General features: G+C 62.9%; 18 protein-coding genes, 1 tRNA gene and 1 pseudogene. 12 read left to right on the top strand and 8 right to left on the bottom strand.

The window, feature by feature from the left end:
- The first annotated feature begins 56 nt into the window (after positions 1–56).
- Complete coding sequence (locus CQ12_RS28855) at positions 57–2,738, top strand: PAS domain S-box protein (RefSeq protein ID WP_057838680.1); 2,682 nt, start codon at positions 57–59, stop codon at positions 2,736–2,738.
- 16 nt (positions 2,739–2,754) lie between these two features.
- Here the strand turns inward: CQ12_RS28855 and CQ12_RS28850 are convergent, their stop codons facing one another.
- Positions 2,755–3,105, bottom strand: a complete 351-nt coding sequence (locus CQ12_RS28850; protein ID WP_057838711.1) for a GrlR family regulatory protein — start codon at positions 3,103–3,105, stop codon at positions 2,755–2,757.
- Between the two features lie 311 nt (positions 3,106–3,416).
- Positions 3,417–3,800, bottom strand: coding sequence for a VOC family protein (locus CQ12_RS28845; protein WP_057838710.1), 384 nt, complete (start codon positions 3,798–3,800; stop codon positions 3,417–3,419).
- Between the two features lie 365 nt (positions 3,801–4,165).
- Between CQ12_RS28845 and CQ12_RS46800 the strand changes: the two genes are divergently transcribed.
- Both CQ12_RS46800 and CQ12_RS28835 read left to right on the top strand, forming a co-directional pair.
- Entirely contained in the window at positions 4,166–4,660 is a 495-nt protein-coding gene (locus CQ12_RS46800; RefSeq protein WP_245310218.1) for a hypothetical protein, read from the top strand.
- A gap of 140 nt (positions 4,661–4,800) precedes the next feature.
- On the top strand, positions 4,801–5,286 hold the full coding sequence (locus tag CQ12_RS28835; RefSeq protein ID WP_057838679.1) for a hypothetical protein: 486 nt from the start codon (positions 4,801–4,803) through the stop codon (positions 5,284–5,286).
- Positions 5,287–5,301: 15 nt separating this feature from the next.
- Here the strand turns inward: CQ12_RS28835 and CQ12_RS28830 are convergent, their stop codons facing one another.
- Positions 5,302–5,670: a hypothetical protein gene (locus tag CQ12_RS28830; RefSeq protein ID WP_057838678.1), complete on the bottom strand. Its 369-nt coding sequence runs from the start codon at positions 5,668–5,670 to the stop codon at positions 5,302–5,304.
- 336 nt (positions 5,671–6,006) lie between these two features.
- Here CQ12_RS28830 and CQ12_RS28825 point away from each other — a divergent pair, with 336 nt between their 5' ends.
- The 4 genes and pseudogenes from CQ12_RS28825 to CQ12_RS28805 all read left to right on the top strand — a co-directional run bounded on the left by CQ12_RS28825 (position 6,007) and on the right by CQ12_RS28805 (position 11,415).
- Positions 6,007–7,176: a cupin domain-containing protein gene (locus CQ12_RS28825; protein WP_057838709.1), complete on the top strand. Its 1,170-nt coding sequence runs from the start codon at positions 6,007–6,009 to the stop codon at positions 7,174–7,176.
- Positions 7,177–7,644: 468 nt separating this feature from the next.
- A complete protein-coding gene (locus CQ12_RS28820) occupies positions 7,645–8,655 on the top strand; it encodes an alpha/beta hydrolase (RefSeq protein ID WP_157088555.1) in 1,011 nt (336 codons plus the stop codon).
- A 116-nt stretch (positions 8,656–8,771) separates the two neighbouring features.
- Positions 8,772–10,717: pseudogene (locus tag CQ12_RS46795) on the top strand (putative bifunctional diguanylate cyclase/phosphodiesterase).
- A 347-nt stretch (positions 10,718–11,064) separates the two neighbouring features.
- Positions 11,065–11,415 (top strand): hypothetical protein, encoded by a 351-nt coding sequence (locus CQ12_RS28805; RefSeq protein WP_057838675.1) that lies wholly within the window; start codon positions 11,065–11,067, stop codon positions 11,413–11,415.
- 608 nt (positions 11,416–12,023) lie between these two features.
- Here the strand turns inward: CQ12_RS28805 and CQ12_RS28800 are convergent.
- The 3 genes from CQ12_RS28800 to CQ12_RS28790 form a co-directional block, all read right to left on the bottom strand.
- Positions 12,024–12,929, bottom strand: coding sequence for an alpha/beta hydrolase (locus CQ12_RS28800; RefSeq protein WP_063799834.1), 906 nt, complete (start codon positions 12,927–12,929; stop codon positions 12,024–12,026).
- A gap of 301 nt (positions 12,930–13,230) precedes the next feature.
- A tRNA-Arg gene (locus CQ12_RS28795) sits at positions 13,231–13,307 on the bottom strand.
- 51 nt (positions 13,308–13,358) lie between these two features.
- Positions 13,359–13,619: a hypothetical protein gene (locus CQ12_RS28790; protein ID WP_057838673.1), complete on the bottom strand. Its 261-nt coding sequence runs from the start codon at positions 13,617–13,619 to the stop codon at positions 13,359–13,361.
- A gap of 334 nt (positions 13,620–13,953) precedes the next feature.
- On the opposite strand from CQ12_RS28790, the gene CQ12_RS28785 reads away from it, so the two are divergent.
- On the top strand, positions 13,954–14,400 hold the full coding sequence (locus tag CQ12_RS28785; RefSeq protein WP_057838672.1) for a hypothetical protein: 447 nt from the start codon (positions 13,954–13,956) through the stop codon (positions 14,398–14,400).
- Between the two features lie 57 nt (positions 14,401–14,457).
- On the opposite strand, the gene CQ12_RS28780 is transcribed toward CQ12_RS28785, so the two are convergent.
- Positions 14,458–15,585 (bottom strand): S-(hydroxymethyl)glutathione dehydrogenase/class III alcohol dehydrogenase, encoded by a 1,128-nt coding sequence (locus CQ12_RS28780; protein WP_057838671.1) that lies wholly within the window; start codon positions 15,583–15,585, stop codon positions 14,458–14,460.
- 116 nt (positions 15,586–15,701) lie between these two features.
- On the opposite strand from CQ12_RS28780, the gene CQ12_RS28775 reads away from it, so the two are divergent.
- The 3 genes from CQ12_RS28775 (at position 15,702) to CQ12_RS28765 (ending at position 18,954) form a co-directional block, all read left to right on the top strand.
- The gene (locus CQ12_RS28775) at positions 15,702–16,577 is read left to right on the top strand and encodes a DMT family transporter (protein WP_057838670.1); all 876 of its coding nucleotides are present in this window, start codon (positions 15,702–15,704) and stop codon (positions 16,575–16,577) included.
- Between the two features lie 131 nt (positions 16,578–16,708).
- A complete protein-coding gene (locus CQ12_RS28770; RefSeq protein ID WP_057838669.1) occupies positions 16,709–18,445 on the top strand; it encodes a methyl-accepting chemotaxis protein in 1,737 nt (578 codons plus the stop codon).
- Positions 18,446–18,552: 107 nt separating this feature from the next.
- Positions 18,553–18,954 carry a DUF2177 family protein gene (locus tag CQ12_RS28765; protein WP_057838668.1) on the top strand — a complete coding sequence of 134 codons (402 nt, stop codon included), beginning with the start codon at positions 18,553–18,555 and terminating at the stop codon, positions 18,952–18,954.
- Positions 18,955–19,051: 97 nt separating this feature from the next.
- Here CQ12_RS28765 and CQ12_RS28760 read toward each other — a convergent pair whose 3' ends face one another.
- Positions 19,052–19,711, bottom strand: coding sequence for a peroxiredoxin (locus CQ12_RS28760; protein WP_057838667.1), 660 nt, complete (start codon positions 19,709–19,711; stop codon positions 19,052–19,054).
- Positions 19,712–20,169: 458 nt separating this feature from the next.
- Here CQ12_RS28760 and CQ12_RS28755 point away from each other — a divergent pair, with 458 nt between their 5' ends.
- Positions 20,170–20,739, top strand: a complete 570-nt coding sequence (locus tag CQ12_RS28755) for a hypothetical protein (RefSeq protein ID WP_057838666.1) — start codon at positions 20,170–20,172, stop codon at positions 20,737–20,739.
- Positions 20,740–21,307: the final 568 nt, after the last annotated feature.

The raw sequence follows: 21,307 nt of genomic DNA, 5'->3' as shown, positions 1-21,307 counted from the left end.
CCCACGGCCCGGGAGTCATCGTATATTGCGCCCGATTGGAGCCCGCCCCGACCCACATGACCGCCGAAACGCCGCCGAATTCGCTGCCGCCGCGATCGTTCTCGCTTTCGATCGGCCAACTGACATTCGGCAGTTTCATGCTGGTGCTGGCGGTGATCATCATCACCTCGACTGCCAGCGTCATCGCCATCCGCCACATCGATTCGACCTTTGCCGAACTGCAGCGGCTGCAGAGCGTCGGCGACCTCGCCGAGGATATTGACCGCCGCATGAACGAGTTGCGACTTGCGGCGCGGGATTTCGTCACCGATCCCGGCAACCAGTCGCTCCAGGTTGGCGACGCAGCCAGCGCGCTCGGCGAGGTCCTGAAGAAGACGCGGCTGGAGCTCGCGCCCGAACAGCAGGACATGATCGACGGCGTCACCGAGCGGCTGGCGACCTACCGCAGCGGCATCGAGCGGATTTCCGCGCTGATCAACCGCCGTGCCGAAATGATCGTGGCGTTGCCGCCGTTGCGCGAAAAGTTCGATGCCGCGATCGCCGAGGCGTCCGATACCCAGACTGCGTTGAGCCTGTCACAAACCCAGAGCCGGATCGCCTCGGCGTTGCTGGCGCACAACCCGTCCGCGGCCGAACAGGCGGCGCAAAGCATGCGCGCGATGACGATCCAGGATCCGAAGCTGCGGGCCGCCGTCAATGCCTATGCTGAAGCCATCATCGGCATCTCGATCCGCGAGCGGCAGATCTCCGACATCGACAAGGAGGTGCTGGGCGCGGAGGGCCGCCTGATCCAGCGCGTCACGGAATTGTTGCGCGACGTCAGCGAGCGGCGAGGACGCATCCTTTCCCGCGATTTCGCCCGCACGCTGGCGGAAGCCAAGTGGCAGAGCATCGTCCTCGGCACTGCCGGCGTGCTGATCGGGCTGTTTGCCTCGCTGCTGGTGGTTCGCCGCACCGTGCGTCCGCTGGCCGCGATCGCATCCTCGATCCGCGCGGTGGCCGGCGGCGAGAAGAGCGCCTCTATCCCGGCGACCGATGTGGACAACGAGATCGGCGACATTGCCCGCGCCGCCGAGGTATTCCGGCAGACGCTGGTCGATGCCGACACCGCGCGCGAGGCGGCCGTGCGCGCGCTGGCCGAACAGCGGCTTGCCGAGGAAAGTTACCGCAAGCTGTTCGAGTCCTCTGTCGACGGAATTTACGTCACGACGCCCGGCGGCGCGCTGTTGAACGCCAACCCGGCATTGGCGCGGATGATGGGCTATGCCACGCCGCAGGATCTGATCAACGGCATCGGCGACATCGCCGAAGGCGTCTATGTCCATCCCGAGGCGCGGACGGAATACGGGCGGCTGATGCAGCGCGACGGCATGGTTCGCGAATATGAGTACCAGGTTCGCACCCGCACCGGCTCGGTGCTGTGGCTTTCCGACAGCGCCAGCGCTGTGCACAACGAGGCCGGCATCATCGTCCGCTACGAGGGAACGGTGCGCGACATTACCGACCAGAAGCGCGCCGAGGATGCGATCGCCGAAGGCCGCCGCCTGCTGCAGATGGTCATCGACACCGTGCCTGCGGTCATCAACGTCAAGGACAAGCAGCTCCGCTACGTCCTGATGAACCGCTACATGGCCGGCATTTTCGGGGTCGAGCCGGGGGATGCGATCGGCCGCACCACCGCCGAGCTGATGTCGCGTTACGGCGCGGAAAAGACCGACGAGCACGACAAGCGGGTGTTGGCGGCCGGCAAGGAGCTCGGCTTCTACGAGGAAGAGTACAAGGATGCGTCCGGCCACATGCGGCAGTGGCTGGTCAACAAGCTGCCGATTCTGGATGCGGCCGGCGAGATCGAGACCATCGTCACCGTCGCGCTCGATATCGCCGAGCGCAAGCGCGTCGAATCCGAGATGCGCAAGGCCAAGGATGCGGCGGAGGGCGCGCTGCGGAACTTGCGTGAGACGCAGAATTCGCTGATCGAGGCGGAAAAGCTCGCCGCCTTGGGCCGGCTGGTGGCCGGCGTCGCGCACGAGGTCAACAATCCCGTCGGCATCAGTCTGACGGTCGCCTCCGCGCTGGAGCGCAAGACGTCGAATTTTGCGGCGGAGGTCGCCCGTGGCGAACTGCGGCGCTCCAGCCTGAACGATTTTCTCGGCACCAGCCGCGATGCGTCGTCGCAGCTCGTCGCCAACCTCAACCGCGCCGCCGAACTGATCCAGTCGTTCAAGCAGGTCGCCGCCGACCGCAACTATTCGGACCAGCGCTCCTTCGACCTCGGCGACCTCACCGAGCAGGTGGTGATGAGCTTGCGGCCGGGCCTGCGCAAACACAATCTGACGCTCAACGTCGAGTGCCAGCCCAACCTGATCATGAACAGCTATCCCGGGCCCTACGGACAGGTGCTGACCAACCTGTTCCTCAACTCGGTGGCGCATGCGTTTCCGGACGGCAAGCCCGGCACGGTCGATATCCAGGTGCGGGAGTCCGGCAAGGACAATGTCGAGATCATTTTTTCCGACAATGGCTGCGGCATGAGCCTTGATGTCCGCCGCCGCGCGTTCGATCCGTTCTTCACCACGCGGCGCGATCAGGGCGGCACCGGGCTCGGCCTGCACATCGTCTACAGCATCGTGACGACGCGGCTCGGCGGCCGGCTCGACCTCGATTCCGAGCCGGGGGGCGGCACGCGCATCCAGATTATCCTGCCGCGCACGGCGCCGCTGGAGCAGGCGGCCGAGTAGGCGCGCGTCGCGGCCGTTAGTTGATATCTGCGAGCTTGTGCAGCGTGGCGCCGAAGATCTGGCTGGCTTTGCCGACCAACGCGGTTCCATTCATGCTGCCGCGGGTATCGGTGAAGGTGCCTGATACGCCGATGCCGACCGGGTTGGGGCCACCGAACAGCGGATTGTCATTGTCGCGTGGGGTGGTGTGACGCTGCACCAGGACTTCGCCTTTGAACGTGTCGCCCTTGACCGTGTAGCTGCCGGTATAAAACAGATAGGCGTCCCCGCCGAGAATCTGGCCATCGCGGAATAAAATGACGCCGCTGCCCTTGCCGGTGCGTCCGTCCAGCAGGGTGACGTGGATCGAATAGAGCCCGTTTTTCATAATGTCCCAGATGCCGACCGCAGCGCCCACCGAGGCCGGTCAAGGGGTTATGCCAAAGCGTGGCCTGCACCGTCAACGTGTCAACTTGCCTGTCCGTTCCCGTACAGGAAGCAAACGCGAAGTGTGCCACTCCGACGTGACGCGGGGATGACTCGGTGGCATAACGCGCGCGTGGTGGCCCGACCCATAACCGTCATGCTCCGCGAATGCGGAGTATTCCGTACGCCGCGGCCTCCCGGTTGTGTCTGATGCCTCTGGATCACCGCTTTCGCGGGTGATGACAACCTGAAGCAGCGCAGTTCGCCGGCGCGTTACGCATACTTCTTGTCGCGCTCGAGCAGCTCGATCGAAATGCCCTGCGGTCCCCGGATGAAGCAGATACGCACGCCGGGCCGGATGGTGGTCGGCTCCTTCGTGAACTCGACGCCCTTGGCCTTGATCTCGGCAGCGACCGCGTCGATGTCCTTCACCGTCAGGCCGAAATGGTCGAGGCCCTGATAGGGCGTCACCGGCGGCGTGTTGACGCCGTCGCCGGCGTTGACCGGCGCGATGAAGACATTGGCGCCGCCGAGCTTGACGTCGATCCGGCCCGGGCCACGGACGATTTCGCCGCCCAGAACGTCCTGCAGCCAGGCGGCGGTCGCTTCGGGATCGGGGCTGCGCAAATGGACATGGTCCCAGGTAACGGTCGGCATCTCGGTCTTCCCCATTGTTGTTGTTGCGGCTGCAAAGCCGACGTGCGGTGCGGCGGCCGATCCGCCAAACATCCACAATTCCATCCTGCAAGCCTTGCGCCGCGGCCGCAATATTGTCGAGGTGGTATGAAACCATTTCCGCGCCGAGTGATTGTTGATGCGCGGCGGGATCCGTACAGCGGCGGTCGTGAGAAAAGCCGTACGGGAAAACGCCCGTAGGGCTTTTTTTCATGGCGGCACGGCAATCGCCGAAGCTGCCGGGTGAGGACACGGCAATGAGGAACGCCGGGTGGTCGTTCGGAAGGTCGCAAGCGCGGTTTGCCGCGCTACCGGCCATCGCCATTGCCGGATGCACCACCTGGCTGATGCTGCCGCAAGCGAGCGACGCCGAGAGCCATTCCGCGGCGACGCCGCCCGCAGTCACTCGCGTCACGCAAGATGCATCCCGCGCGGACAATACCGCTGCGACTCAGGCCACCCTGTCGAAACAGGCACCTTCAGATGCTAACCCTGCGGCCGCGGCGCCTTCCGATATCGCGCCGCCCGAACTGGTGGCCCCGGCCGGGTCGCCGCTCGACGGCCTGAAAATCGTCTCGCAGTCATGGCGACGGGGCGGGCTCGGCTCGAAGGCGCTGGTGACCTTCACGCTTCGCAATACCAATGACTACGCGGTGAAGGATATCCAGATTGCCTGTCGCTTCGTCCGCCGGGACGGCAGCCATCTGACCGACCGCCGGCGCATCATTCCCGATACCGTGAACATGAAGAGCCGGAAGCGCTATGCCGGTATGCTGGTCGGATTCGTTAACGTCAACGCAGATAAGGCGAAATGTTCACTGGTGACCGCCAGCCGTATTTAACCCTGCGTGGCGTGAATTCGCCTCTCGTCCCGGAAATGTGAACGGCACCTTTGAACCTTGCCCGTCGGCCAGGAACTAATCGGTATATCGCTCGTTGGGCGATTGAACCGCGCGGTACTCGCGCGGGGGGAGCGAGTCCAATGCCTGTAGCGCGTTATTTCCTGTTTGTCGGCGGAGTGCTGCTCGCGCTGTTGTTGGCGATCGATGCACTTGTTCCCCAAGAGGCCGTCGTGGCCAGCCAGGCCGCTCCTTCGGTCGACAAGACCGTCGTGCGTATTCGTACCGACCAGAAGCTGCCGGAGCGGGTGGTCTACGACACCAGCCAACCGGCCATTGTTCCGCCGCCCGCCGCGATTGCCCAGGCGGTTGCGCCGTCCGCGCCCGCCGCCGTGACCCCTGTTTCGGCCGACGCCAACGCCCAGGCCCGGGTGCGAGAGACGTTTGCCCAGTTTGTGCCGGGCGAGGCCAAGAAGCCCGAGCCGCAGGCCCAGCGCAAGCGCAAGGTCGTCAGGACCCGTCAGGCACCGCCGATGCAATTTGGCCAGCCGCCGCAAATGCGGGTCGCGCAGCAGTCCCAGTTCGGCTTCTTCGGCGGTCCGAGCTCGCGCTCAACCTGGACCTGGTAGGCCCGCTCGCCTGATTTACCGCGGCAGCTTCGGAATTTTGTCCGCAAAGCCGTTGAAGCAGGTCAGCCGCTCGTCTTCCTCCTTGACGAAGCGGCAGTCGCTGACGCTCTTCGCCGCCGGCGCCTTCGCTTTGGGCTGGGGCGCATAAACGGCGTCGTAGCAATTCAGCCGTTCCTTGGTCGCGTCATCGATGTCCTGGCAGGCCTGCAGCTTTTGGGCCGGCGACAGGGGCTTTGCCGGGGCTTCCTTCTTGCCCTTCGACCCGACTTGAACCAGGGGCTTGCCGCCGACCGTCGGAGGAGCGGCGGAGGGGGCTGGGGCGGTCGTTTGCGCAAAGGCCGCGGCCGGATACAGCACCGCCAGCGCGAGGATGATCTTTTTCATATTGAAATGTCCGAATAGCCGTGAGCGACGAGCACGCCCGGGAGAGACCAGAGCTCCCGACCTTCGGAATCGCTAAATCCCGCTGCGCGCCAGCGATCTCTAGCACCATCCCCAAGCGTCTGTCTAACTAGTTGATTTAATGGCCATTCGAATAGGCCGCCCCAGGACCGGAGGGTGCTGGCGCGGTATCGTGTGACCTCCAGTGGTATGGCAGCTGGTCGTTGGCAGGGCATCCGCCGGCATCAAAGCTGTGCTCTATTGGGTGCACTTGATCGCGTGCGCTTGGGCGCGCTCATGCTGGCCGCCCAAGGGATTATGGTCGCGGAGGAATGCATCATGTCCGATCCACTACGCCGGGAGTTTCTGGCTGCCGCAGGCATCGCCTCGCTGGCAGCGCTGGCTGCGGCGCAGCCGGCCGCCGGCGGCGATCCGAGCTTCATGAACAACGTTCCGGATCCAGCGCTCGCGGGCAAGGATCTGCCAACCTTCAAATTCGCCCTGGAGAAGTCGGACGGCAAGGTGATCGGCAACAGCTATGGCAAGGAGGCCACCGCCGCGCAGCTACCGATTTCCAAGGGCATTGCCGGGGTCTCGATTCGGCTCGAGCCCGGCGCGATGCGCGAGCTGCACTGGCACGCTACCGCCGCCGAATGGGCGTTCGTCATCGAGGGGCGGGTGCGCACCACCGTCGTCGACCCCGGCGGCCTTGCCGAGACCAATGATTTCGACCCCGGCGACGTCTGGTATTTTCCGCGAGGCCACGGGCATATGCTGCACTGCCTGGGTGACAAGCCGTGCCATTTCATCCTGATTTTCGACAACGGCTATTTCTCCGAATTCGGCACCTTCAGCATCACCGATTGGATCGGGCATACGCCGCCGGCGCTGCTGGCGAAGAATTTCGGCCTGCCTGAAGCTACGTTCGCGACCTTTCCAAAGGAGGAAGTGTATTTCGCGCGCGGCAAACCGCCGCCGGCCGAGCCCTCGGTGCCTTTGCAGGGCTGGAAGCTGCCGCCGGAGACCCACAAATACCGCCTGCTGGCGCAGCCGCCGCATGCGACCTATCGGGGCGGCCGCGAGTGGCGTGTCGATTCAAGCCGCTTCCCGATTGCGAAGACGATCACCGGCGTCGTGCTCGATCTCGATCCCGGCGCGCTGCGGACGCTGCATTGGCATCCGAACGCCGACGAGTGGCAATACGTCATCGAAGGCGAGGTGAGCGTCACCTTGTTCGGCTCTCACGGCCGCTACCGGACGGAACGATTGCAGAAGGGCGACGTCGGCTACATCCCGCAAGGCTATGGGCACTCGATCGAGAATGTCGGCAGCGGCGCTGCACGCATCCTGATCGGTTTCAATGCAGGCACCTACGAGACCATCGATCTGTCGCAATGGATCGCGGCCAATCCCAGGGACGTGCTCGCCACGAATTTCGGACAGCCGGCGGAAGCGTTCGGAAAATTCCCGGATCGCGACGTGTTCATCGCCGGCAGGGATGGCACCTGATAAACGGCTCCGCGGAGCGTGCGCGAAAATGCCGACAGCTATCGCGGGGCAGCCGTGTCAGGCGCGGCGCTGCGACCTAGCGCAGGCGATAGGCATCAAATGCGTGGGCCAGGAATATGCCGATGCTGACGAAGATGAGGAATGCTGTCACGACCTCGGTCATAGCCTTCCTCCCTGTATGGTCATGCCGGAAAGGGCACGTTTGAGGAATTCCCGGTAGATGAGGTTCAGGACCGTTACTAACATGATCTAACCCCGTGCTTGATTGGCGCACCGTAATGGCGCTTTGTTTCCGGAGCGCTTCGCGGCATCGCAAAACGGTTTCGTCGCGGCCCCCGGGGATCACAGAATCGCGACGGAACCGGAACAATTGCGATTGCAGCCGCCCGGCCCTTTTCTCGCCATGCTGATTGAGGAGACCTGCCCCGGGCGGGTTCTGCGAAGGGGCTTTGTTCCCAAGGGTCCAGTGTGATCGTCCAACATTTGCTGAAAAACGAGACTGCTACATCCCGCCGCGGGTTTCTGCGCGGGATTGTGTCTTCCACCAGCTTGCTGGCGCTCGGCGGATGCGCCAGCCTTGGCGCGACGGGTGCGCGTTACGATGCGTCCTCGCTCGCGGTCGAGCCGACATTGCTCGTTGCAACCACGCGCAAGCCGGCGAACGGTGCGCGGGCGAAACCTTGGTTCGGGCCTGAGCGCGCGACGAGGATGACCGTCGCCCGGGCGAAACTGGTGCCGCCTGACGAGAGCCGTTTCTCACTTGCGGCAGCCGGGATCGGCGATTGGCGTCTCGATGCGGTCGAGCCGGTACCGGGGGAGGTCAGCGATCTTCTCGGGCAGGGCGACGTCCTGATCTACGTGCATGGTTTCAAGCAGACATTCGAGACGGCAGCGCTCGATGCCGCGCATCTCGCCGACGGCATCAAATTCCGCGGCCAGACGATGGTGTTCTCGTGGCCATCCAAGGCCGGGCTGTTCGACTACGCCTATGATCGCGACAGCGCGATGTGGTCCCGCGACGGTTTCGAGCGCGTGCTCAATTCCACCGTCACAAGCCCGAGCGCGGGACGTGTTCACATCGTCGCGCACAGCATGGGCACCATGCTCGCCCTCGAAAGTCTGCGTCAGCTTTATGCACGAAATGGCGACACCGTTTCAGACAAGATCGGAGCGGTGGTGTTCGCCTCGCCTGATATCGACATGGACATATTCTCGTCGTCAGTTACCCGCATGGGTCCGCTTGGCCGCAAGATCACCGTCGTCGCCGCGACGAACGACCGTGCGCTGGCCTTGTCGGGACGATTGGCCGGCGGGATGACGCGGGTCGGCGCCGCCGAAAAGGCCGCGATCGAGCAGCTTGGCGTGCGCGTCATCGATGCGTCCTCTTCAGGCTGGGGCGTCATCAACCACGATTTGTTCCTCTCCAATGCCGAGGTGCGGAAGGTGATACGCCGCTCGATCGATACTTCGACGGCGTAATTCCGGGCCCTTTAGCGCGCCGTTAACCAGCCGGGCAGTGCGGGGGAACCGGCACGGCATCGATCTTAAGGTATTTGCGACACGGTCGGTGAGGTCGGATCCTCATTGGTTGCCGCATGAAAAATACTTTGAATCTATTTCGGATTGATGCCGAGAATCACGAATTGATGGGGGCTCAGCTCGCGGCGTTTTCGCGGCAGGTCCCGTTGCTCTATTTTATCCTGAGCGTGAATTCGATCGCGCTGGCGTCCACACATCTTGGCATCGCCCCCACAGTTCTGACAGTCGTATTTCCCGGTGTTCTGGTCTGGGCCTGCGCCATCCGTTGTCTGATCTGGCTGCAGCGCCGTAACCGCGTGGTCGAGCCGAAGGCTGCTGCCCGCACCTTGCGCGCGACCGTGATGCTGGGCGGCGCGCTGGGCTTTGCGTTCTTGGCATGGGCGCTGAGCCTGTTTCCGTATGGCGACACGTCCCGCCACGGTCACATCCTGTTCTTCGTCGGCATCACGGTCGTCAGCTGCATCTTCTGCCTGATGCATGTTCGCCCGGCGGCGCTGATCCTGACCGGCACGGTGATCGCGCCGTTCGTGGTCTTCCTGCTTGCGAGCGGCGACGTGGTTCATATCGCCATCGGCTTGAACCTGTTCCTGGTCACGGTCGCGATGATCTACATCCTGATCATCTGCTCCGGACAGTTCGCCGCCATGGTCAACGGGCAAATGGAGACCAGGCGTCTCAGCAACGAGAACTTCCGTCTCGCCAATGTCGACAGCCTCACCGATCTGCCCAACCGGCGCCAGTTCTTCCATCGGCTCTCGATCCTCGCAGAGCAGGCGCGAACGGCGAACCACAGATTCGTGGTCGGCGTGCTCGACCTCGACGGCTTCAAGGCTGTCAACGATCTCTATGGACATGGCGTCGGTGATCGGGTGCTGAAGGAAACCGGTCAGCGTCTCCTGAAGGTTTCCGACGACACGCAATTCATCGCGCGCCTCGGAGGCGATGAGTTTGGCATCATCGTCGACGCGGGTCTCGATGCCGAAGCCGTGCTCGCGGTCGGCGCCAGGATCTGCTCGGTCTTCGACGCGCCGTTTTCGGTCGCCGGAATCGTCGCCAAGATCGGCGGCTCGGTGGGATTTGCGCTTGCGCCGGACGCTGGCTCGACGGCGGAACTGCTCTACGAGCGCGCCGATTACGCGCTCTACCACGCCAAGGCGAGATACCGTGGCCAGCCGGTGATCTTCTCCAGGGAGCATGAGGTCGAAATCCGCAAGCTCAGCACCATCGAGCACACCTTGCGGAGGATCGATCTCGACGCAGAACTGTCGCTGCATTTTCAGCCGATCGTCAATGTCGGGACGTCACGGCTGGTCGGCTTCGAGGCGCTCGCGCGATGGCACAATCCCGAACTCGGTAATGTCGCGCCCGACGTCTTCATCTCGGTCGCGGAGCGCACCGAATTGATTGGAACGATCACGCAGGTCCTGTTGCGCAAGGCGTTGTCCGCCGCCAGCTCGTGGCCGCAGGATATGTTCCTGTCCTTCAATCTGTCGATGCGCGATCTGATCTCGCAAGTCACGATCCTGCAGATCGTGGCCATCATCGAAGGCAGCGGCATCGATCCTCGCCGCATCATCATCGAGGTCACCGAGACGGCGCTGATGCAGGCGAGCAGGTGCAGGAGTCGCTGAGGATTTTGCGGTCGATGGGGCTGAAAGTGGCGCTCGACGATTTCGGATCGGGCCAATCCAGCCTGAGCTATGTCCATCAATTGTCGCTGGACAAGATCAAGATCGACCGCGGCTTCGTTCGCAACATCGCGATGCAGGAGAATGCCCGCAACATCGTCAAGACGGTGATCGACCTGTGCCGCAACCTGAAATTCGACTGCGTGGTCGAGGGCGTGGAAACGGCAGAGCAGGTCGAGATCATCAGCCGCCTCGGCTGCTCGACGATGCAGGGTTATTTCTTCGCCAAGCCGATGCCGCAGGGCGAGGTCGGGGCCTTCATCGCCAGCTTTGGCTTGTCCGGCGATCGGCGACTGGTTGCCGCGGCGGGGTAGGAGCGATCCCGGCTGCTGCCGCATCCGGCGCGATTGCGTATTGCCGGTCGACGCAGCGGGATCGCATGCCAACATGATGGCGCCCGTCTATCGCCGGCAAGCGGCCACCACAACGTCACCGTGTTGTCACCCATAATGTCGCCAAATTGACAGAACATTTGTTCGTCGCGGGTACGATCGTGCCTGGTCTCGCCTCGAACTACTCAACGCTCCAACTGCCCGACGTGTGCGCAACTCCGGCCGATTGCCGGTGCGCGATGCTGTGCGCGTCGAACCGGAGACACAAGGCGAAGCCGGAGGCCTGCCCGTGAACTAACCGTTTAGTTGTTACATGGGAGATAAAAAATATGCGTCAAGCAACATCGAAAGCCGTGGCCGGTTCGAATGCCAGCCGTCGAAAGCTGGTATCGCTCGCGGGCATCACGGGCATCGCCTTGTTCGCAGGCGTCGCGGCGGCCAACGCGCAGAGCACGGGCATTGCCTCCTGCGACGACTTCCTGACCAAGTACGACGCCTGCATCGTTTCCAAGGTCCCCGAGGCACAGCGCGCGATGTACAAGACGCAGATCGACACGACCCGCAAGGCGTGGGTCGACATGGCCAAGAATCCGTCGGCCAAGGCGACCATGGAAGCGACCTGCAAGCAGACCCTGGACGCGACAAAGGCCTCGCTCACAGCCTATGGCTGCACGTTCTGATCGGCGCAAGAACGCCTAAAAGGAGTGGCGCCAAACAGGCGCCACTCAAGCTTTTCCGTGTCGGTTAACGTCTTGTTAACCATATCGCCCCAGCATGGCCGTCAATGGGAGTCGCCACGGACGTTAGCCCGTAGGCGCGATTGATCGTTCATCTTGGGGGCGGGCGGGAGCTCGCGGGGCTCCAAGGAGCAACGTCATGTCGTCACCTGGCGTACGATACCAAGCAAATCTGCTTTCCGAATTCGTTGCGGCGATTTTCGGGGCGCTTGGTTTGGGAGTTCCAATTGCGGTTGCGATCATTTGGATTTGTTCCTGATCGGTGTGCTGCGTGTCTCGTAACGGCGTCCCTATGAAGCGGGCGTGGCTGGGCATGGGGCGAGGCTAATCGGGGAGGGCCGCAACTGCCACGATCTCGATAACGAGGTCGGGATATGCAGGCGCCGCAACTCCGATGACCTCGGAGGGGCGGATTGCTGCTGCCGCAATGCTTCGGGCAATGCTGCGCGAAAAACGCGTCCAACCGACAACCCGCGACGGACCGCAATCTTGCGCGCCTCGTGGGCAGCTATCTATCTTTCCGATTTCGCGAGCGACTGCACGTTCGCTCCTCAAGCCGTTTTAGATCTCATACTTGACGCGACGAACATTCCGATATTGTCGAGGGCCGCATCGGCAGCACCGAGAATGCCGGCACTGGAGGGAAACACGTGCAACATGCCGTCCGAAACGTGGACCTCGATTCCAGCGATGCCTTCTGCATAGCGCAGCGAATCGTCGAGCAATACTTCGGCGTCACCGACATGGATAAGTACCGGCGGCAGGCCCTGCCGATCGGAATAGACGGGCGAAGCCCGCTCATCGCGGGAATCGGCATCGCCAAGATAGAGCCGCGCCATTTTTGCTAGCGCTGCCGCACTCCAGATAGGGTCCGCCGCGTCGCGGCTCAGCATGGATGGGCTCGTGAGCGCAAGATCGGTCCAAGGCGATATGACGACGACCGCGCGGGGCGCCGGGTCGCCATTCCTGACCTGCGAAAGCAGCGCCAAGGCCAAGCCGCCGCCTGCCGAATCGCCGGCCAACACGATCTTCCGGATGCCTTGATCTACCAAGCCGTTGAAAGCGCGATGAGCATCTTCGATCGCTGCGGGAAACGGACGCTCCGGCGCCAGAGCATAGTCCGCAACAAAGGCCGGGATCCCGGCACGCGACACCATGTGGCCGACAAAGTTCACATAGGCTCGGGGCGAGCCGACCACATAAGCACCGCCGTGCAAATACAGGATGGCGCGATCGTGAGGGCCTGACGTCCGCCGAACCCAGATCCCAGGTACGCCACCGACAAAACCCTCCTCGCTTTCGATATCGTCCGCCGGCGCAACGCCGTTCATGACTTCATCGAAGAAAGGCCTGGCGTCCGGGCCCGTCACCGTTCCCTTGACACCCTTCAGCCGCTCGCGAATCTGCACCATGATGGCTGCGTCTTTCTCGGACAATGCATGCGTCGCGATCGTCATCTCGTTCATCCCTTCGATTGTCAGAAGATATGACTTGGACGGACTGTCTCACCGGCGGAACCATGAGACTGCTTGCTCGTGCTAGCGTGATGCCGCGCGCGAAGGTTGCGGATGGAACTGTGCGCTCACCGGGTTTTGTTGGACACTACGGAGAGGACCGTGCTGCCGTCCATGGCGCTAACCAAGGCGTCGATGCGGTGGACCGCCGGTCGCTAACGTTTGAAGGAGTCGCCCCAGCCGACGGATTCATCGGCATCCATGTCGACCTGCAACAACGAGGGTCAAACTGTTTTGTCAGAAATGGCGCGCTCGGAGAGATTCGAACTCCCGACCCTCGGAATCGAAATCCGATGCTCTATCCAGCTGAGCTACGAGCGCCTGCGCTGGCTCGTATCAGACTTGGCCTGATAGAGCCAGCCGCGACGCGGCTTAGTAACAGGGATGCCGCCGGCGGTCCTGGCCGAGATAGGCGGCGGCGCTCTGGCGGCAGAGGACGGTGGAGGGGCCGTCGTAATAGGCGAAGGTGCCGGGTTGCGGGCCGGGCCCGTAATTGTGGAGATAGCTGATCGGGTAGGGCAGGCCCCAATTGTACAAATGATGATGCCGATTATGGCGGGCGTCGGCCAGGTTTGGGGCCAGGACCGCGGTAGCGAGGAGGGCGGCGGCCACGATGAACTTCGCTTTGGTCATTTTCGATTCTCCGGAGGTCTCACTGGAAACGGTAGCGACTGGATCTGAGCGGATAAGTGGTTCATCGGAAGAAATCACGTCAAAACAAAGAGATAGAAGCTTAAGTTCTGATTCGATCGAGGCTGATACCCCTGCAATCATGGCTCCTCTGGCCCCTAGTTCCAGGAGAGGCGGGTAGAATAGCCGCGGAAAACCAGCTTGGCGCGCCTATTTTTGGCCTCAAGGGATGCTTAACGCTTTCCCAACACAGTCCGGCCAGAGTTCTGTCCGGTCTTGCTTGACGGGCCGACTTATTTCCGCGTCTGACAAAGGCAATCCGGTTCCTGATCGATCCATGCGCATCACGTCCCTTGCCCTGCTGCTCCTCTCGGTCCTGGTCGCGAGCCCGGCGCGCGCCGACCTGCATATTACGCGCGACCATGGCGGATATGTCGAGGAGTACAAGACCAAGTACAAGCGCATCCGCGAGCGCAAGGAGCGCGTCATCATCGACGGCATCTGCAACTCGGCCTGTACGCTGGTGTTCGGCATCGTGCCGATGAACAAGATCTGCGTAACGCCGAAGGCGAGCGTCGGTTTCCACCAGGCCTATTACGACAAGGCCTTCACCTTCGGCATCAAGGTCACCAGTGCGGAGGGGACGTCGGACCTGATGTCCTATTATCCGGAAACGGTGAAGGACTGGATCCGCAGGAATGGTGGGCTCACCACCGAGATGAAGAAGATCAAGAACGGCAAAGAGCTCTGGAGGATCGTCGATCCCTGTCCGGAAGAGTGGTGATCGCGCCCCGGACGCGGTGCGGGCACTCGCACTGCATCCGGGATACAAGACCTCGCCCTAGAACGTCACCACGCCACGGATCGACTCGCCGCGCTTCATCAGCTCGAACGCGTTGTTGATCTCGGCCAGCGGCATCACATGCGTGATCATGGGGTCGATCTGGATCTTGCCCTGCATGTACCAGTCGACGATCTTCGGCACGTCGGTGCGGCCCCGCGCGCCGCCGAAGGCGGTGCCTTTCCATACGCGGCCGGTGACGAGCTGGAACGGGCGGGTCGCAATCTCGGCGCCCGCCGGCGCCACGCCGATGACGATCGACTGGCCCCAGCCGCGGTGGCAGGCTTCCAGCGCCTGGCGCATGACGGTGACGTTGCCGGTGCAGTCGAACGTGTAGTCGGCGCCGCCGATCTGGTCCGCGCCTGATTTCGTCATGTCGACGAGGTGAGGGACCAGATCCTTGCCGAGGTCCTTCGGGTTGACGAAGTGCGTCATGCCGAAGCGCTCGCCCCACGCCTTGCGGTCGTTGTTGATGTCGACGCCGATGATCATGTCGGCGCCGGCGAGCCGCAGGCCCTGCAGCACGTTGAGCCCGATGCCGCCGAGGCCGAACACGATTGCCTTGGCGCCTTGCTCGACCTTCGCGGTATTGATGACCGCGCCGATGCCGGTCGTGACGCCGCAGCCGATGTAGCAGACCTTGTCGAACGGCGCGTCCTCGCGGATTTTCGCGACCGCGATTTCCGGCAGCACGGTGTAGTTCGCAAACGTCGACGTGCCCATGTAGTGATGAACAGGCTTGCCGCCGATCGAGAAGCGCGAGGTGCCGTCGGGCATCAGGCCCTGGCCTTGCGTGGCGCGGATCGCGGTGCAGAGATTGGTCTTGCGCGACAGGCAGGACGGGCACTGCCGGCATTCCGGCGTGTACAGCGGGATGACGTGATCGCCCTTCTTCACGCTGGTGACGCCCTTGCCGATATCGACCACGATACCAGCGCCCTCGTGGCCGAGGATCGCCGGAAACAGCCCTTCCGGATCGGCGCCGGAGAGCGTGAACTCGTCGGTGTGGCAGACGCCGGTGGCCTTGATCTCGACCAGCACTTCACCCTCGCGCGGTCCCTCGAGCTGAACAGTCGTTACTTCCAGCGGCTTTCCAGCGGCAATCGCGACGGCGGCGCGAACATCCATGGCATTCCTCGTTCAAAATCTTCGAATTGACAGGCTTCAATATGTGAAATCGCGCAGGTCACCCTGCGCGATCGGTCCTTGCCGCATAGCACATGATCGGGCAACAGGGTCGGCAAATGTCCGGCGACTTCGAAAAAATTGCCGCTCGTGCGGCGCCCGCGATCTTTGTCGTGCTGTGGAGCACCGGCTTCATCGGCACCAAATATGTGCTGAACAGCGCCGAGCCGCTGACCTATCTCGCGATCCGCATGGCGTTCGTGGTCGGACTGATGGCGATCATCGTGGCGGTGGCACGACCGCGCTGGCCGGACCGCATCGGTATCGCGCACAGCGCTGTCGCCGGCATTCTGGTGCACGGCATCTATCTCGGCGGCACGGCGATCGCGATCGCGCATTCGATCCCGGCTGGGCTCTCGGCCCTGATTCCGGGGCTGCAGCCGATCCTGACCTCGACATTGGCAAGCCGCTGGCTCGGCGAACGGGTCACGCCGGTGCAATGGGGCGGATTGCTGCTCGGGCTCGCCGGCGTCGTGCTGATCCTGCACGACCGGCCGATGAGCGGCGAGGCCGGTTGGGGATGGCTCGCCTCGGCCGTTTCGCTGGTCAGCATCACGCTCGGCACGCTCTACCAGCGCCGTTACTGCAGTGCGATCGACTGGCGCTCCGGCAATCTCGTGCAATACGTCGCGGTGACGATTTTCTTCGGCCTCGGCGCCTGGCTGTTCGAGACCAATGTGGTGCACTGGACCACCGAGTTCATCCTGGCGCTGGCCTGGCTTGCGGTGGTGTTGTCGATCGGATCGATCGGCCTGCTGTATTGGCTGATCCGTCGCTCGGCCGCGACTTCGGTAGCGAGCCTGTTCTACCTGGTACCGGCCGTGACGTCGCTTATGGCCTATGTGCTGTTCGGCGAACGGCTGGATGCGGTCTCGATCGTCGGCATGGTGGCCTGTGCTGCGGCGGTGCTGCTGGTCAACCGGCGCTCAGTTTGAAGTAGAAGGCGCTGCCAACGCGCACGCATAAATTTCAATGACGACCGCAGTATTTTCCCTGAGTTGTGCCCATTAAGGCGATCGTAAGCAAAACGAGGCAGATTGGGCCCGATTTTGGGGGATTTCTCGTTATGACCACGCGTTCCATTGGAAAGTTTCTGCCGGCGCTCAAGCTGCGCCTCGGCACCAAGGCTGTCATCTCCGCCATCCTTCTGATCGCGGTCAACACCGGGTTGGTGGTTGGCGCAGCCCATTGGTCTCTGACATCAGAGTTCGGCGACCGCGCGCTGCGCGACATCGAGATCAACCTGCGCACGCTGGGTCTGGCGTTTGCCGAGACCTACGGCGATGCCAAGATCACCATCAGGGACGGGGCCGTCGTCCGCGCTGAAATTCCCAAGATGCCCGAGTTCAAGGACCACGCGATCGTCGATCGCGCGGTCGGCTATACCGGCGGCAACGCGACGCTGTTTGTCTATGACGAGGCGAGCAACCAGTTCGTCCGCCGCACCACCAATGTGAAGAAGGAGAACGGCGATCGCGCCGTCGGCACCCAGCTCGCCCCCGATCACCCGGGACAGGCGGTGGTTCGCCGTGGCGAGGCCTACAAGGGACCGGCGACGTTGTTCGGCAAGACCTTCATGACGGCCTACTACCCGATCATGAATGCGGCCGGAAAGGTGGTCGGGCTTCTTTACGTCGGTATTCCGATGGCGCACTACGAGACCATGCTGTCGCACGCCATTCAGAACATGGCGATCGCCGCCGGCATCGCCGCGCTGCTGGTGATGCTGCTGACCATGGTGCTGGTGCGCCGGATTACCAAGCCACTGACCTCGGTCACGGCCTCGCTCACGGCCATCGCCAACGGCAAGGCCGATGTCGAAATCGACTGCGACGACCGGATGGACGAGATCGGCGAGATTGCGCGGACGCTTGCGGTCTTCAGGAGCAACTCGCTCGAGCGCCGGCGCATGCGCGACGAACAGGCTGCGGCCGCTGTGGCCTCGGCCGAGCAGCGCAAAGCCGAACTGCGCGGCTTCGTCGAGGAATTCCAGACCAGCGTCGGCGGCATCGTCGACAAGGTGCTGAACTCCTCCGGCGAGTTCGAACGCGTCGCGCGCCAGCTCACCGACACCGCGCGGACCACCGCAAGCCTGTCCGGCAAGTCGGCCGGCGCGTCCGAAACCGCCTCCGAGCACGTCCGCACCGCGGCTGCTGCCTCCGACGAGCTCTCCAGCTCGATCGCCGAAATCACCCGCCGGGTCCAGGAATCGAACGGGATCGCGGCGGACGCCGTCAAGCAGGCCACCGCCACCGACCAGCGCATCAACGAATTGTCCGAAGCCGGCGCCCGGATCGGCGACGTCGTGAAACTGATCACCTCGATTGCCGAGCAGACCAACCTTCTGGCGCTCAACGCCACCATCGAGGCGGCGCGGGCGGGCGATGCCGGCCGCGGCTTTGCCGTGGTGGCACAGGAGGTCAAGAGCCTCGCCGGCCAGACCGCGAAGGCGACCGAGGAGATCTCCAGCCAGATCGGCAGCATGCAGCTTGCGACCGAAGAGTCTGTCAGCGCCATCAAGGCGATCGGCCAGACCATCGAGCGCATCAGCGATATCGCCACCTCGATCTCGGCGGCGGTCGAGCAGCAGCGCGGCGCGACCCAGAACATCGCGCAGAGCGTTCGCGCCGCCGCCAGCGGCACGGCTGACGTCGCCGCCAATATCCGCAACGCCGCGCAAGGTGCGGACGAGACCGGCGAGACGTCGAGCCGGATGTTTGCCTCCGCCCAGAACCTGTCGAGCGAGAGCCTGCACCTGAAGGCCGAGGTCGAAAAATTCCTCGACCGCGTCCGCGCCGCCTGAGGAGTTGCGGCGGCGCATCATGCCGCCGCTGAAACCTGAAGCCTCCACATTCGTAGTTTGCCTATACTGCGAATGATTGCCCCTCGCTGACGGGCTGGAGGCTTCCCGTGAACCGATACGCCGTGCTCTATCTGGTGACGCTGTTCGTCATCGTGCCCCTCGATTTTCTGTTCCTTGGCGTCGTCGCGAAGGATTTTTTCACGTCGCAGGTCGGCAACATGCTGGGCGAGATCAAGCTCGTGCCGGCCGTGCTGTTCTATCTGCTCTACGTGGCGGGGACCGTGATCTTCGTCAGCGGCGGGGCGGGGGTGTCGTGGCAATCGACGCTGCTCTACGGCGCGCTGTTCGGCTTCTTCTGCTACGCGACCTTCGACCTGACGTCGCTGGCGCTGCTCAAGCACTGGAGCTGGCCGGTGGCGATCGTGGATGTCGCGTGGGGGGCGACGGTGACGGCGGTCGCGTCGACCGCCGGATTGCTCGTGGCGGATTGGGTGGGGACGAAAACGTAGGGTGGGCAAAGCGCAGCGTGCCCACCGCTCCTTGCGTCGCTCTTGATGGTGGGCACGGCGCAAGTGCGCCTTTGCCCACCCTACGAAGCGCTCTTCGTCATTTAGGTTGCGGCACGATCCGGATGTAGGGCTTCGGCGCCTTCCAGCCGGCCGGATAGATCGTCTTCGCCTCGTCGTCGGACACCGAGCCGGCGATGATGACGTCCTCGCCCTGTTTCCAGTCGGCCGGCGTCGCGACGCGATGCTTGGCCGTCATCTGCAGGGAGTCGATCACGCGGAGGATTTCCGCGAAATTGCGGCCCGTGGTCATCGGATAGACCAGCACCAGCTTGATCTTCTTGTCCGGTCCGATGATGAAGACGTTGCGGACCGTCTGGTTGTCGGCGGGCGTGCGCGTCAGCGGATCGCCCGAGGTCGAGGCCGGCAGCATGTCGTAGAGCTTGGAGACGTTGAAATCGATGTCGCCGATCATCGGGTAGTTCGGCGCCGCGCCCTGCGTCTCCTGGATGTCCTCCGACCACTTGGCGTGCCGGTCGACGGGATCGACGCTCAGGCCCATCAGCTTGACGCCGCGCTTGTCGAATTCAGGCTTCAACTTCGCGAGAGCGCCGAGTTCGGTGGTGCAAACCGGCGTGAAGTCCTTCGGGTGCGAGAACAAAAGCGCCCAGCTGTTGCCGATCCAGTCGTGGAATTTGACTTTCCCTTCCGTGGTCTGGGCTTCGAAATCGGGGGCGGTTGCGCCAATCTGGAGTGCCATGGTTTCACCTCATGTTATTCAACTTACAGGGGAATTTGTCTTTAAGATTATAGGACCGTGAACGGGTTAAGTGAACAGCTTCGCGCAAAAGGTGAGATCCTTCTCCGCAAGGGTGGAACTCGTAGCATCTTCTTGTGGTCCGCGCCGCTGCGACGACAAGAACTCGCCCGTATTTGAACGGGCCCGGTCAGATTTCCGAGCCATTTTGTTTGTTTGACCTCGATGTTTCCAAAGCTGATCCACTTTTCTGCCTTGCCTGCCCCGATATTGCCGTTTATCGCCCGCATCACGCCGGGCCGCTTTGCACCCGAGGGTGCTTTCGCTGAACCGTGACCGACCTCACAGCGACCAATTGGCAACCATGTAAAAATCTCGAAATGCCAGTTTCGAATCGTTAACCGCCCGTTCATGCCCGGCATGGAAATGCTGGTGTGGAATTGAAATTGAGAAGTGAAACTATGTCTGCCGTGACGGCTGTAGCCGCTGAACCATCCCTTGAACCATCCTGCCGCAAGGCGGCCGCTCATGCGCTCACCATCGTGCGCGACGGCGTGATCACCGGCGAGGGCCCCACGACCAAGGGCCGCATCCATTTTTCCCGCGCGCTCGACGCCGATGACGCCGCCTGGTGCGCGCGCATCCTGACCGTGAGCGCGGTCGAGCATCAGCCGGTGAGCCGCGCCGAGATCGAGGCGCTGTTCGAAATCAGCGACGCCGCCGCCGAGCGTACCGACGACGGCCGTTTCGACGATCTGCTGGCCAAGGCGGTAGCCCACCATGCGGCCTCCGAGTCCGGCCTGCCGGTGCCGCCGCGCACGGTCGCGCTGTCGCCCGATACAGATATCGAGAGTTGGGCGCCGACCAAGGCCGCCAATATCGACACCCAGGTGTTGCAATGGATCGCCAGCCAGATGCGCGGCAAGCGCCACAGCAACCGCCGCCTCGCAGCGCTGGTCGCCACGCTCGTCGGCGTCGCCGCGCTGCCGCTGGCGCAATTGCCGGGCATGCTGGATATGGGAATGCTGTAGGTTCATTCCGTGATGATCGGTTTCAAGGCGGCGGGGTAATTCCCCGCCGTTTTCTGTTTTTTGGCGTCATGCTGGGCCCGCATGTGGTGTTTATGCGCCGCGGCCTCTCAGCGTCATTGCGAGCGGAGCGAAGCAATCCATCTTTCCAAGCATGAGGTGACAGTGGATTGCTTCACTCCGCTCGCAATGGTGCGGAGAGATAGCGACGCAACACCCGACTGTCGTCCCCGCGCATGCGGGGATCCAGTACGCCGCGGCTTATCGGTTCAATCATTGACGTCTCTGGAATACCGGGTCGCCCGGTCAAGCCGGGCGATGACGACTGAGTATGAGAAGAGACATATCAGCGCAATTGCCTCAAAGTCAGGAAATGACAGCCAGATAGCGCTGACTCCAAAAACTTTTGGCACAAACTGGACATCACAGAGCGGCAGATTTGGCTTATCCTTGCATTACAACGACAAATGGAGGTGCCTGGGTGCCGGAGATCACCTGTTAACAAGAGACAAGAGGGCTGACGTAACGCTGCCGGAAGGGCCAGCGCTGAGTAACCAAGGGAGCTGACATG

It is taken from the genome of Bradyrhizobium jicamae, from assembly GCF_001440395.1.
In the GTDB taxonomy this organism is placed as follows: Bacteria; Pseudomonadota; Alphaproteobacteria; order Rhizobiales; family Xanthobacteraceae; genus Bradyrhizobium; species Bradyrhizobium jicamae.
Note: the sequence above shows the minus strand (reverse complement) of the source record. Positions and strands in the feature narration are given on the sequence as shown.

Coding starts and splice junctions, on each gene's coding strand:
- CQ12_RS28855 (WP_057838680.1), top strand. CDS start 57: ATGACCGCCGAAACGCCGCCGAATTCGCTGCCGCCGCGATCGTTCTCG.
- CQ12_RS28850 (WP_057838711.1), bottom strand. CDS start 3,105: ATGAAAAACGGGCTCTATTCGATCCACGTCACCCTGCTGGACGGACGC.
- CQ12_RS28845 (WP_057838710.1), bottom strand. CDS start 3,800: ATGCCGACCGTTACCTGGGACCATGTCCATTTGCGCAGCCCCGATCCC.
- CQ12_RS46800 (WP_245310218.1), top strand. CDS start 4,166: ATGCTGCCGCAAGCGAGCGACGCCGAGAGCCATTCCGCGGCGACGCCG.
- CQ12_RS28835 (WP_057838679.1), top strand. CDS start 4,801: ATGCCTGTAGCGCGTTATTTCCTGTTTGTCGGCGGAGTGCTGCTCGCG.
- CQ12_RS28830 (WP_057838678.1), bottom strand. CDS start 5,670: ATGAAAAAGATCATCCTCGCGCTGGCGGTGCTGTATCCGGCCGCGGCC.
- CQ12_RS28825 (WP_057838709.1), top strand. CDS start 6,007: ATGTCCGATCCACTACGCCGGGAGTTTCTGGCTGCCGCAGGCATCGCC.
- CQ12_RS28805 (WP_057838675.1), top strand. CDS start 11,065: ATGCGTCAAGCAACATCGAAAGCCGTGGCCGGTTCGAATGCCAGCCGT.
- CQ12_RS28800 (WP_063799834.1), bottom strand. CDS start 12,929: ATGACGATCGCGACGCATGCATTGTCCGAGAAAGACGCAGCCATCATG.
- CQ12_RS28790 (WP_057838673.1), bottom strand. CDS start 13,619: ATGACCAAAGCGAAGTTCATCGTGGCCGCCGCCCTCCTCGCTACCGCG.
- CQ12_RS28785 (WP_057838672.1), top strand. CDS start 13,954: ATGCGCATCACGTCCCTTGCCCTGCTGCTCCTCTCGGTCCTGGTCGCG.
- CQ12_RS28780 (WP_057838671.1), bottom strand. CDS start 15,585: ATGGATGTTCGCGCCGCCGTCGCGATTGCCGCTGGAAAGCCGCTGGAA.
- CQ12_RS28775 (WP_057838670.1), top strand. CDS start 15,702: ATGTCCGGCGACTTCGAAAAAATTGCCGCTCGTGCGGCGCCCGCGATC.
- CQ12_RS28770 (WP_057838669.1), top strand. CDS start 16,709: ATGACCACGCGTTCCATTGGAAAGTTTCTGCCGGCGCTCAAGCTGCGC.
- CQ12_RS28760 (WP_057838667.1), bottom strand. CDS start 19,711: ATGGCACTCCAGATTGGCGCAACCGCCCCCGATTTCGAAGCCCAGACC.
- CQ12_RS28755 (WP_057838666.1), top strand. CDS start 20,170: ATGTCTGCCGTGACGGCTGTAGCCGCTGAACCATCCCTTGAACCATCC.